This window comes from Gemmata palustris (assembly GCF_017939745.1).
In the GTDB taxonomy this organism is placed as follows: domain Bacteria; phylum Planctomycetota; class Planctomycetia; order Gemmatales; family Gemmataceae; genus Gemmata; species Gemmata palustris.
Genome location: NZ_JAGKQQ010000001.1, coordinates 7,540,649 through 7,552,396, shown reverse-complemented (window position 1 = coordinate 7,552,396; position 11,748 = coordinate 7,540,649). Strand labels below are relative to the sequence as shown.

General features: G+C 65.0%; 8 protein-coding genes. 6 read left to right on the top strand and 2 right to left on the bottom strand.

Annotated features, from left to right (window positions below; translation table 11 throughout):
- Window positions 1–362 precede the first annotated feature (362 nt).
- Entirely contained in the window at window positions 363–2,483 is a 2,121-nt protein-coding gene (locus J8F10_RS31270) for a S46 family peptidase (RefSeq protein WP_315854192.1), read from the bottom strand.
- A 332-nt stretch (window positions 2,484–2,815) separates the two neighbouring features.
- Here J8F10_RS31270 and J8F10_RS31265 point away from each other — a divergent pair, with 332 nt between their 5' ends.
- The 5 genes from J8F10_RS31265 (at window position 2,816) to J8F10_RS31245 (ending at window position 10,580) form a co-directional block, all read left to right on the top strand.
- On the top strand, window positions 2,816–5,287 hold the full coding sequence (locus tag J8F10_RS31265) for a spermine/spermidine synthase domain-containing protein (RefSeq protein ID WP_210660508.1): 2,472 nt from the start codon (window positions 2,816–2,818) through the stop codon (window positions 5,285–5,287).
- A 289-nt stretch (window positions 5,288–5,576) separates the two neighbouring features.
- The gene (locus J8F10_RS31260) at window positions 5,577–6,707 is read left to right on the top strand and encodes a thiamine pyrophosphate-dependent dehydrogenase E1 component subunit alpha (RefSeq protein ID WP_210660507.1); all 1,131 of its coding nucleotides are present in this window, start codon (window positions 5,577–5,579) and stop codon (window positions 6,705–6,707) included.
- Window positions 6,708–6,876: 169 nt separating this feature from the next.
- Window positions 6,877–7,935: an alpha-ketoacid dehydrogenase subunit beta gene (locus J8F10_RS31255; RefSeq protein ID WP_210660506.1), complete on the top strand. Its 1,059-nt coding sequence runs from the start codon at window positions 6,877–6,879 to the stop codon at window positions 7,933–7,935.
- A gap of 67 nt (window positions 7,936–8,002) precedes the next feature.
- Entirely contained in the window at window positions 8,003–9,325 is a 1,323-nt protein-coding gene (locus tag J8F10_RS31250; RefSeq protein ID WP_210660505.1) for a dihydrolipoamide acetyltransferase family protein, read from the top strand.
- Entirely contained in the window at window positions 9,318–10,580 is a 1,263-nt protein-coding gene (locus J8F10_RS31245) for a glycosyltransferase 87 family protein (RefSeq protein ID WP_210660504.1), read from the top strand. Before J8F10_RS31250 ends, J8F10_RS31245 begins: the two co-directional genes overlap by 8 nt.
- 16 nt (window positions 10,581–10,596) lie before the next feature.
- Here the strand turns inward: J8F10_RS31245 and panD are convergent, their stop codons facing one another.
- Window positions 10,597–10,956 (bottom strand): aspartate 1-decarboxylase, encoded by a 360-nt coding sequence (panD, locus tag J8F10_RS31240; protein WP_210660502.1) that lies wholly within the window; start codon window positions 10,954–10,956, stop codon window positions 10,597–10,599.
- A gap of 96 nt (window positions 10,957–11,052) precedes the next feature.
- On the opposite strand from panD, the gene J8F10_RS31235 reads away from it, so the two are divergent.
- The gene (locus J8F10_RS31235; RefSeq protein ID WP_210660501.1) at window positions 11,053–11,739 is read left to right on the top strand and encodes a 3-keto-disaccharide hydrolase; all 687 of its coding nucleotides are present in this window, start codon (window positions 11,053–11,055) and stop codon (window positions 11,737–11,739) included.
- Window positions 11,740–11,748: the final 9 nt, after the last annotated feature.

Here is an 11,748-nt window from a genome sequence, read left to right as displayed (position 1 = left end):
TCTGGTGGGACCAAAGGCGTGCCGGGCTGTGGGGAGAACGTATTAAACCCGTGTTATCAGGTGCGGTACCGTTGCCGGCCGTTCGCGGTCTTCAATTCGTCGCGAATCTCGAAGATGGTGACGAGCCGTTCGCACAAAGCACCGAAGGATCGATCGGTTCGATCGAGGCTGCGTGCGAGTAGGTGATGGGCCAACGCGCGGAGGGCGCCGGGACGTGTTGTATGAGGCCAGAGCGGGTTCCGTGTTCCGCCTTTGTGCCTTGTTCTGAAGTGAGAAAGGTGAGTGCGACGCCTACTCATCCCACAAACATACCGACCGAGACACGCCCGCGGCACAGTGTGCCGCGGGCGTTGTAAGCGGCGTTACTTGGCCTTCCCGGTCAATTCGTCGGCGAGGTCGTTGGCGTCGTACACCTTCCGCAGCGCCTCGACGATCGCGCGACTGTCCACCGACACGGCCCGGGCGGTGTCCTGGTCGAAGATGAAGTCGAGTACCAGCGACTGGATGTTGCCGTCGAAGATCAGCCCGACGACTTCCGCGTTGCGGTTAATCACCGGCGACCCGCTGTTGCCACCGATGATGTCCGCGGTGCAGACGAAGTTATAGGGCGTCGAGAGGTCGAGCTTGTTCTTCTTCTCCACCCACCGCTTGGGCAGCTCGAACGCCCCCTTGTTGCTCTGCTCGGCCGAGCGCTTGTAGAGGCCCTCGAAGGTGGTGAACGCGGGCACGTCCTTGCCGTCCTCCTTGTAGCCCTTCACCGTGCCGAACGCGAGCCGCAGCGTGAACGTGGCGTCCGGGTATACCTTATCGCCGTCCATCGCGAACTTGGCCTTCGCCAGCGCCGCGTGCGCCTGGCGCTTCGGCTCGTCCACCTCGTTCTCGAACCGCTTGCGGAGCGCCCGGGACGGGCCGTCGACGAGGCGCGCGAGTTCGATCATCGGATCGTTCAGGGCCGCGAGATCGGCCGCCTTGCCGCCCTTGGCCGCGGCCTCGATGTCGGCGAAGATCTTCTTCCGCGTCTCCGGGTTGCGGACCTTCGTGCCGCTAATGAGTTCGTAAGCCCGTTCGCGCGGCGATTTGCCGCCGAGCACCTTCTTCACGAGGTCCGAGTCCGGCCCGAGCGTGACCGCGAGGAACTGCAGGCCGTCGGCGAGCTTCAGAGTTTCGAGGTCTTCAAAGATCGGCTCGTCCGAGAACAGGCCGAACTTGAGCGACGGGAGCCGGGCGTCGGCGAACTCGCGGAGCCGCTCGCCGCCGGACTTGGGCAGCTCTTCGGACGCGCGGAGGAGCGTGCGAGCGATCCCGAACGAGGCCGAGCTGAACCCGCCCGCGTTCTCCAGTACGGTCATTTCTTTGATGAGCTCGGTACGAACCTTCTCGGCCTTCGCGACAGAATCAAACGCGGTCGCTGCGGCCTGCGCCTCGGGTGCGTTCCACTGGCCGATGAACGCCTTCAGTCGCGCCTGTTCCGACTCCTTGCGCCCCATGAGCGCCGGGTCCATTAGGCCCGCCAAGCCCCCGATGCGTGCCTTGCGGCTGTTCTGGATGCTGAACAGTTCCTCTTCCGCGCGCTGGGCGTTTTGCTCGCTCCGGCCGGACCACGCTTGGAGCATGACTTCGAGCCGGTTGAGGCGGTTGAGCAGGTACGGGTACCCGGTGTCCCGGAGGTACTTGAGTTCGTCGACCGTGTTCGCGCGGTTCGTGCGCCCCGGGTGCCCGGACACGAACACGAGTTCGTCCGCCTTGCTGCCCGCAGCGCTCCACTTCAAATAGTGGGCGCACTTGATCGGCTGGTCGTTCTCGTAAACGCGGAAGAAGCACACGTCGAGATCGAACCGCGGGTACTCGAAGTTGTCCGGGTCGCCGCCGTAGAACGCGGCCTGCTTCTCCGGCGCGAACACGATGCGAATGTCCTCGTACTTCTTGAACGTGTAGAGGTGGTACTGGCCGCCCGCGTAGAGCGTGACCACGTCGGCACGAATCTGCTTGTCCGGAACGGCCGCGGCCTTCTCCAGTTCGGCGATCTTGGACGTGCGGAGCTTGAACGCCGCGGCCGGCGCGGTGCCCGCGGGGACCGCCTTCTCCACCTCGGCCGTCACGTCCTTAATGTCGATGAGGACGTTCAGCTCCAGGCCCTTGCACTTGATCTCTTCGGCCCGGGTCTTGGCCTGGAACCCGTCCCGGAGGTAGTTCTTTTCGGGCGTGGACACCTTCTCCAGGTCGCCGGCGCCGACGTGGTGGTTGGTCATCACGAGGCCGTCGGGCGAGACGAAACTCCCGGACCCGCCGGAGTTGAACCGCACGCTGGAGAGCCGCACGTGATCGAGCCACTGCTGGGTCGGCTCGAAGTTGTACTGCTTGAGCTGGGCGCGGGGCGGGTTGCTGAACAACCACATGCCCTCGTCGGCCTGGATGACGTTGGGGATCATGAAAAACCCTATCAGGGCGGTGGCAGCCGCCAGCGCGGGGACACGCGAAGTCACGGTGAATCTCCGACGGGTCAGTGCGGGATGGGCACTGGGCGGCCGCGAGTAGGCCGCCCGTGGCGCAAAGTTATAGGCACCCGAACGGAGAAAACCCACGGAACAGGCGCACAGGAAGAGCACAACTGCGTTCAAACAATCGCCTTGCACTGTGTTTCGCGAATTTGAAACGCCGTAAACTTGGAGAACGGTTCGGTGCCCCGATTCGGGAAGTGCGGTCCGGTGTCGTGACCTAGTCTTATCGAGGTGTCCGCGGCGCCGAGCGGTTCGTAAACCGTCCGGACGCCCCCGCCCTCAATTACCGACCGCCATACCGAGCCCCGAGCCGCCCCATGCGCGACCGCCCGGCCTTCGACTTGTTCCTCATCTCCTGGCTCGTGCTGTTCCTCGAACTCGCGTGCATCCGCTGGTTCCCGTCGCACGTCCTGTTCCTCACGTTCTTCGTCAACTTGGTGCTGCTGGCGTGCTTCGTCGGCATGTCCGTCGGGTGCCTCGTGAGCCGCCGGCCCAATAACTTCATCCGCCACACGCCGTACTGGTTGCTCCTCGGCACCGGCCTGGGACTCGTTGCCAACGTCAACTCCGACTACTTGCAAGCGGTGTTCGCGGTCGGGAACCCCGCGAAGCCGGACGTCGTGTACTTCGGGACCGAGGCGCCCGCCGTGTCCCGGAACCCGCTCCCGTTCACGGTGCCAATGGAACTGGTCGGCGCCCTGTTCTTTGTCATCATCGCCGGCATCATGGTCGGCCCCGGCCAGGAGATGGGGCGCGCGTTCAACCGCGTGACCAACCGCACCACCGCCTACTCCGCGAACCTGCTCGGGAGCCTCGTCGGGATCGGCACGTTCGCACTGAGTTCGGTCCTGAGGCTCCCGCCGATCGTGTGGTTCGGCCTCGCGGGCGCCGTCCTGGCGCTCTGGCTGTTGCGCAAAACCCCGGCGCCCGACGGGGCAGCGCCGGGAGCCGCCCCCACTCCGGCAGCGCCCACGATCCCGCTCGCGTGCCTGGTGACCGCGGTGGTGTTGACGTTCGCCACGTCCGGGTTCCTACCGATCTTCAACCGTGACACCATCTGGAGCGAATATTACCGCATCGACTCGCTCCGCCCCACCGCGGACGCGCCGAACCACACGATCAACACGAACCTCATCAGCCAACAGTTGATGGAACCGCGCAAAGATCCGCCGATCGCGGCGGTGGCATACGCGCTGCCCTACCTGTTCCAGCGCGACCTCAAGACCCCCGAGGGCGCCCCCGCGTGGAAGCCGTTCCAGCGCGTCCTCATCATCGGGGCCGGGAACGGCAACGACGTGGCCCGCGCGCTGCTCTGGGCCGCCCCGGACGCGCAGATCGACGCCGTCGAGATCGACCCCGTGATCCAGCAGCTCGGCGCGCAGTACCACCCGGACCAGCCGTTCCAGGACCCGCGCGTCAAAGTGTACATCAACGACGGCCGGAACTTCCTGCGCGATGCCAAGCCCGAAACCTACGACCTCGTCGTCTTCGCGCTGATCGATTCGTTGGTGCTCCAGTCCGGGTACTCGAACCTCCGACTCGAGAGCTACCTCTTTACACTCGAATCGTTTCAGGACGTGCGCCGGGTGCTGAAGCCCACCGGGGTGTACACCGTGTACAACTTCTTCCGGCACCCGTGGATCGCGGTGCGCATCCGGGAGCAGTTGCGTACCGCGTTCGGGGGCGTCGATCCGGTCGCGGTGACCACCCCGCCGACGGGCGCGATCCGGTTCACCGATCCGCTCGACCCGGGCATGTGTACCGGCCTCTTCGCGGGCAGCGCGGAGGTGCTGGCGCCGCTGAAGCGGGCGTTCGAGCCGCGCGCGGGGAAACCGGTCAAATACTGGTACCCGTGGTACACGGGCGTGCCGAAGGACGCGGCGTCCCGGTTCGACACAGAGCCGCCCGCGGAACCACCGCCCGCCCCCCAGCGCCCGGCGTGGCGCGCCCGCTTCCACGCGGACGCCAACGGTATCGAGGGCGACGAACCGGTCATCGACCCGGTTACCGGAAAGGTGGCACGAGAAGACGTCGCCCCGATGTGGCTCGGATTGGTTCCGGCCCAAATCGAGGAGAGCACCGGCGCCCTGCGCCCGGCAACGGACGACTGGCCGTTCCTCTACACGCGCGAGGCCCGGGTCCCCAACCAAACGTGGACCAGTATCGCCCTCACCCTGTTCCTGTCCCTCGGTTTGTGGATCGCCTTTGGCGGGCCGAAGGCGCTCGGCGCCGGAACCGCCGCCCGGCCCGACTACCCGGCGATGCTCCGGGCGTTCTTCCTCGGGGCCGGGTTCATGCTCGTCGAAACGAAGGCGGTCGTGGAAATGGCGCTCTTGTTCGGCGGGACGTGGATGGTTAACACCGCAGTGTTCGCGGCGATCCTGGTTATGAGCCTCGCGGGGAACCTGTTTGCGGGAAAAGTGAACCCGAAGCGTCTGGAGCCGTATTACCTCGGCCTGTTTGCCACACTCGGGATCGGGCTCGCGGTATCACCGAGCGCGTTTCTCGGAACGGCACCGGCGGTGCAAGTCATTGGGGCGTGTGCGTTAGTATTTGCGCCGATTGCGTTCGCTGGCGTGATCTTTGCCACGAGCTTCAAGCGCACTACCCAACCGGACCGCGTGTTCGGGGCCAACGTTGCAGGGGCGCTCGTCGGCGGCTTGGCCGAAAATTCCTCGGTGGTTCTTGGGTTCCGGTTGCTCTTGTGCGTGGCGGTCGGATTTTATTTGCTGTCGGCCGCGTTCGGAAGCCGCAATCTGCCCGACGGCGCGGCAGACCGAGGTGTATAATGCCGATAGAGGGTTAGCGGGGCGTGTTACGAAATCGCAACAGTGCAGCCCTGCTCGCGCATTCCGCACAGTTTGCCGAATCGCGCGACACGCCCGTCACGTAGGATTTGTTCAACGTTGTGTTTGGTGCTTGGTATTTGGTACTTTGGGTTTCGGCCCGATTCCTGCTGTGGGTTTCTCTCACAGAATTGCCGAAATACCGAACACCAAATTAGGCCCGGATCGCAGTCGTTTTCGGACCCTGGTCGGTCCCTCCTCTCCAAAACCGACCTCTGCCGGGAGTATTCACATGCCGGATGCAAACGAGGATCCGCCCGATATCGAAGACGCGCTGCTGCGGCGCGGCACCCGCACCGCAGCACCGTCCGCGATCCGGTCGGGTCGCGACGTCATGTCGGTCGAGGTCGCGCTCACGGTCTTTCGCCAGATGCTCCGCACGCGCGCTCTCGAGGAGCGCAGTATCAAGATGTCCAAGTCCGGAGAGGCCTACTTCTGGATAGGCGGGCCGGGCGAAGAGGCCTTCAACGTCTGCCTCGGGCTGCAAATCAACAAGGGCCGCGGTCCCGCTCACGACTACCTGCACCTCCACTACCGCAACGCCGGAATCATGCTCGCGATGGGGATGCCCATGATCGAGCACACGCGACAACTCGCGATGCGGTGGACCGACCGGCACTCGCGCGGGCGCAACTTCGTCGGGCACTACAGCATCCCCGAGTGGAACGTCGTCCCGGTCACGAGCGTGATCGAGGTGCAGTTCGCGATGGCGCCCGGTACCGCACTCGTGCAGAAGCGCCACGGTCTGAAGACCCCCGGCGAGAACGAGGGGATCAGCGTCGTCGTGGGCGGCGAGGCCGGCACCGCCGAGGGCGACTTCGAGAGCTGCTTGAACTGGAGCACGCGGCCCGGCGCGGAACTGCCGGTCCTGATGCTGGTGACCAACAACCGGTACGGCATCTCGACCGACCTCGATAGCGTTCACACGCACCGGCCGATCGCGGACCGCGCGATCCCCTACGGCGTGCGCCACGAAACGATCGACGGCAACGACCCCGTGGCGACGTGGCACGGCATCGACCGCGCGATGCGCTACTGCCGCCGCGAGCGCAAGCCGTTCCTGCTCGAGGCGACGGTGAGCCGGTTGCACGGGCACTCGTCTTCGAGCGGCGCCCAGCGCAACTGGAACGAGATCGACCCGCTGAACGCGTTCGAGCAGAAGCTCATCGACGCGGGCGCGATCGACACGAACGCCGTTCGCGCGCTGAAAGACGAAGCGAAAGCGGAAGCGGACGAGGCCGTCGTCGAGACGATGAAAGAAGCGGAACCCACTCGTGAAGACGTGTACGCATTCACCTACGCCCCGAGCGAAGTGGACGCAGCGTACCCGAAAGATTACACCGGCCTCCCAGGAGCGAAGTAAAACCTCACCACGGGGAATGGGATTTCGGATTGTCGATCTGTGTTTGGAGATTGAAGAACCGGGCGTTTTCCCGAATCTCACCAATCACCAACCATAAATCTGCAGTCTCAGATCCCGATCCCCGTGGTGAGCGGCTTTTATAGCTTCGTGACTTCGCCGAGGAGCAACAATGGCGAACATGGCACAGGCGGTGCGAATGGCACTGCACTACGGCGAAAAACACCTCGGGGTGACGGACGTGTTCGGTGAGGACGTCGGCCCGCCCCTCGGCGGGGTCTTTACCGCCACGCAGGGCCTGAAGACCGCGTGGAACACCCCGCTCGACGAGCGCGGCATCATTGGCACCGCGATGGGCATCGCTTACGCCGGTGGGCGGCCCGTCTGCGAAATCCAGTTCTGCGACTACGCGTTCAACGTTCTGGACATGTTCAAGATCGCGGGCAACCAGCGCTGGGCCAGCGGCGGAGGCTACGACATGCCCCTGGTGGTGATGACGCCGAACGGGGCGGGCATCCGCGGGAGCCTGTACCACTCGCACAGTTTCGAGAGCTGGGCGAGCCGGCTCCCGGGGTGGAAGGTCGTGATGCCGTCCAACGCGCTGGACGCTTACGGCCTCATGATCGCGGCGATCAAGGACCCGAACCCGGTGCTCGTGCTCCTGCCCAAAGCGCTGCTCCGCGCGCGCGACCCGCGGCTCATCCCGGGCGAACCGGCCGACCAGGACGAACTGAGCCGGATGATCGATGCACCGATCGGCGACCGCGCCGACTGGGAACCGAACTGGCCGGAGCTCGAAGACCACACGGTGAAGATCGGTACGGCGGAACTGGTCCGCGAGGGCACGTTCGGCACCGTCATCAGCTACGGGCGCCCGCTACCGCTGTGCGCGCAAGCCGCGGACGAACTCGCGAACCAACACCACCGCACGTTCGACGTGATCGACCTGCGGAGCATCTTCCCCTACGACTGGGAGATGATCTCCCGGAGTGTACTGAAAACGGGCCGCGTGCTGATCGTGAACGAGGACACCGAGGTGACGAACTTCGGCGAGCACCTGCTCCGCCGGATCGTGGACGAACACTTCTACGACTTGGTGGTGCGCCCGCGGACGCTGATGGGCAAGCACGTCCCCGGTATCGGTATGAACCAGAACTACGAACTCAACAGCGTCCCGCAGTTGGGCGACATTCGCGGCGCGTTGTGGGACTTGGCGACCGAGGCCGCTTAAGGCACCTAGCCCTTGACCGAACAACGAGTGGGCACGGCCCGCGGAACACTGTGAGCGGAGCAAACAGATGGACTATCCTCTCCCGCCGGTCGGCGAAGGGCTGCTCGAAGTCGAGTTGACCCGCTGGCTCGTGCGCCCCGGCGACGCGATCGCGCGCGGGCAAGCGATGGCCGAGGTGATGTCGGACAAGGCGAGCATGGAAGTCCCGGCGCCGTTCGCGGGCACCATTACCGCACTGAGCGCCACACCGGGCACGAAGATCAAAGTCGGGCAGGTGATTCTGAGTTACAACCCGGTCGGCGAGGGGGCAAAATCAATTCCCCCCTCCCCCCCTGAAGGGAAGGGGGAGATAGAAAGGCAACCTACCCCCCCGGCCCCCTTCCCCAAGAAGGAAGGTGGAGAAAAACAAAAGCCCGCTTCTGGTTCATCCATTCTTGGGGAGGGGGCAAGTGGCACCTCCAACGGGCACACCACAACACTTCCCCCCGCAGCGCCCTCCGTGCGCATGCTCGCGCGCAAACTCGGTGTGGACCTCGCACACGTTCGCGGCAGCGGCCCGCACGGGCGCATCCTGCTCGACGACCTCACGCCGTACCTTGCGCCGCGCCCCAGCGCCAGTGCCCGGCCCGCGTCCGCACCGAGCGGAACGGACACATCGAAGCTCGATTTCGGAATCGCGGGGACGCGCCAGAAGCTCATCGGTTTGCGCCGGCGCATTGCCGAGCACATGGTCGAGTCGAAGAAGCACATTCCGCACTACTCGTACATCGACGAGTGCGACCTCACCGACGTGGTGAAGCTGCGGAACCAGCTCCGCGAGCCGCTCGCGAGGGCCGGCGTAAAGCTCACCTACCTCGCGTTCTTCGTGAAGGCCGTGGCGCGGGCACTCAAAGAAGTGCCGGTCGTCAACAGCACTTACGACGAGGCCGCGGGGGAAGTGGTGCTCCACGACAAGTACCACATCGGCGTCGCGGTCGCGGCCCCGAGCGGGTTGATGGTGCCGGTCGTTAAGGACGCGGACAAAAAGGATCTCGCCACCATCGCCACCGACATCGAGCGCCTGGGCAACGACGCGAAGACCGGGAAGAGCAAGATCGACGACCTGCGCGGGAGCACGTTCACGGTCACGTCGGTGGGCGGCATCGGCGGGCTGATCTCCACGCCGATCATCAACCACCCGGAAGTCGGGATCATGGGCGTGGGTAAGGTGGTGAAGCGCCCGCTCTACGACGCCAACGGCGCGCTCAAGCCATCGGACATCGTGTACCTGTCGTTCTCCTTCGATCACCGCGTCCTGGACGGCGCGATCGGGGCCGCGTTCGGTAACGCCGTAGTGCGGTACCTCCAAAACCCGGCCGTATTGCTCCTCCCGGAGACGTTCGGTGTTTGACACGAGCGCCGCGACGTGGGTGCGATTCGCGCCGGCCGTGCTGCTCGGCGCCTTGGGGATCTATCAAGCTTTGGCGACGAACAACTTCCCCGATTTCTTCATCTACCGCGCCGGCTCGGAACTCGGGCTGCGCGGCGAATCGCCCTACAACATTGCACTCATTCGGCAGATCGCATCGGCGCAGTTCCCGGACGATGACCCGCGGGAAGACAGCTTCGTTCTCAACTGCGGGTACTTCCTCCCGCCAATGGCCGTGCTCGCGTTCGCGCCGTTCACGGCACTCGCGTGGCCGGCGGCAAAGGTTGCCTGGGGCGTCGCGCTCGGTCTCGCCGCGGCCGCAATCGTGACTCTACCGGACCTGTTCCGCAAACCCGACGCGGGCGATCTCGCTCCCGTTCGCGCGGGACCGCTGCGGCCGATCGTGTCGTTCTTGCTCGTGCTGAACCCGCTCGCACTGGCGATCGTCGTCGTCGGGCAAGTCACAATCGTTTCGATCGGGTGCGTGGCAGCAGGGTTGTGGTGCTTTTCGCGCAACCGACTGACACTTGGTGTGGTTCTGTGGTCCGTGGCGTTCGTGAAGCCGCACGTTGCGCTGCCACTCGTTCCGCTCGCGTGGTACCTCGGTGGCTGGAAACGCGCTGCGGCACTGGTCGCGCTGGTCGCCGGTTTGAACCTGGTCGGTGCGACCATCGTGGGCGGCTCGCCACTGTTCCTGAAGGATTACTTCGACTACCTCCCGACCGGTCACAAGGCCGTGCTGTACAACCAGGCGGAACGTAACCCACAAATTACGAGCTGGAACCGACTTCTCGTCTCGTGCGGCGGCCCGCTCATCGAACTGAGCGCGGCCACGACGCTCGCCGGCTACCTCGTGTGGGGCGGGCTGGTGCTCGGTCGGTGCGCGGCAGGGGGCCGTCCATCGACGACCTGGGCGTGCGCGGCGGCCGCTTCGGGCGCGGTCGTGTGCAGCCAGGTATTGGCGTATGAACTGCTGGTGCTCGTAATCGCCGTACCGTGGGTACGCGATTTGTTCACCGCCCGGCGCCCGGTGTGGGGCCGGACCGCCGTGTTGTTCTTGGTGATTCAGACGATTCCGATCAGTAGCACGAACCCGGTGTTCGATTTCTACCGCCCCGCCGGGGCGCTGACGTTTGCGCTGCTCGTGCTCCTGGGACCAGTCGCCCCGGAGCCACCCCCGCTCCCGTCCGCGCCTCGCTCACTCGCGGGGGAGCGCCAACCCGTGCCGGGCGCGTAACGGGACGAACCCGGCTTCACGATACCGTGCCCTTGATCGTGTTCCCGCGGTCGATGAACACGACCCGCGGTTGGTGCCCCCGGGCGTCCGCGTCCTCGTACTCCGCGAACGTCGCGATGATTACCACGTCGCCGGTGCGGATCAGGTGCGCACCGGCCCCGTTCACACAGATCACCCCGCTGCCCCGCGGCCCTTCGAGTGCGTAAGTGACGAGGCGCGTCCCGTTGGTCACGTCCCACACGTGGATCTGCTCGTGCGGCAAGATGTCCGCGGCCTCGAGCAAGTTCGTGTCGATCGTCAGGCTGCCCTCGTACTCGACGTTCGTTTCCGTCACCGTCGCCCGGTGCAGCTTCGACTTCATCATGAATCGGCGCATGTGCTCCCCAACTCGCGATCTATTAGCATTTCGCTGACCATTCTACGCGCGGCGGGTAAGATGTCGTGCGGACCACCCCACATAAGGAGCTTCTTCATGCGAATCGCGTTACAATTCGGTGCGCTCGCGGTCGTGGTATGCGCGGCGGGCCTGCGCGCGGACGAGAAACCCAAGGCCACCGAGAAGCCGATCGAGCCACCCGCGGGGTTCACGAATCTCTTCAACGGCACGAGCCTCGACGGGTGGAAGGTGAGCGGCGGTAAGGCCGAAGCGTGGGGCACCGAGAGCGGCGTGATCGTTTGCAAGAGCGGCGGGGGCGGCTACCTGCTGACCGAGAAGGAGTACGCCAACTTCGAGTTCCGGTGCGAGTACAAGTGGGCGAAGGCGGGCGGCAACAGTGGTGTCGGCATCCGCACCCCGGAAAAGGGCGACCCGGCCTACGCCGGCATGGAAATTCAGCTCATCGACGACGAGGGCTGGGAGTCGGTCAACAAGTCGAAGCTGGCCGGCTACCAGCACACCGGTTCCATCTACGACGTGCAGCCCGCGAAGGAGGCGAAGAACAAGGCGATCGGCGAGTGGAACACCGTGAAGGTCGTCTGCGACGGGCGCAAGGTGACGGTCGTCCACAACGACGTGGAGCTGGTGAACGCGAACCTGGACGACTACAAGAAGAAATTCGACAAACACCCCGGCCTGGAGCGCACCAAGGGGCACATCGGGTTCCAGAGCTACAACATCCGCGTCGATTTCCGCAACGTGTGGATCAAAGAGCTGAAGTAGTAACGCACC

What these genes read in the sequence shown, in the direction of transcription:
- J8F10_RS31265 (WP_210660508.1), top strand. Translation starts at nt 2,816, where the DNA reads ATGCGCGACCGCCCGGCCTTCGACTTGTTCCTCATCTCCTGGCTCGTG.
- J8F10_RS31260 (WP_210660507.1), top strand. Translation starts at nt 5,577, where the DNA reads ATGCCGGATGCAAACGAGGATCCGCCCGATATCGAAGACGCGCTGCTG.
- J8F10_RS31255 (WP_210660506.1), top strand. Translation starts at nt 6,877, where the DNA reads ATGGCGAACATGGCACAGGCGGTGCGAATGGCACTGCACTACGGCGAA.
- J8F10_RS31250 (WP_210660505.1), top strand. Translation starts at nt 8,003, where the DNA reads ATGGACTATCCTCTCCCGCCGGTCGGCGAAGGGCTGCTCGAAGTCGAG.
- panD (WP_210660502.1), bottom strand. Translation starts at nt 10,956, where the DNA reads ATGCGCCGATTCATGATGAAGTCGAAGCTGCACCGGGCGACGGTGACG.
- J8F10_RS31235 (WP_210660501.1), top strand. Translation starts at nt 11,053, where the DNA reads ATGCGAATCGCGTTACAATTCGGTGCGCTCGCGGTCGTGGTATGCGCG.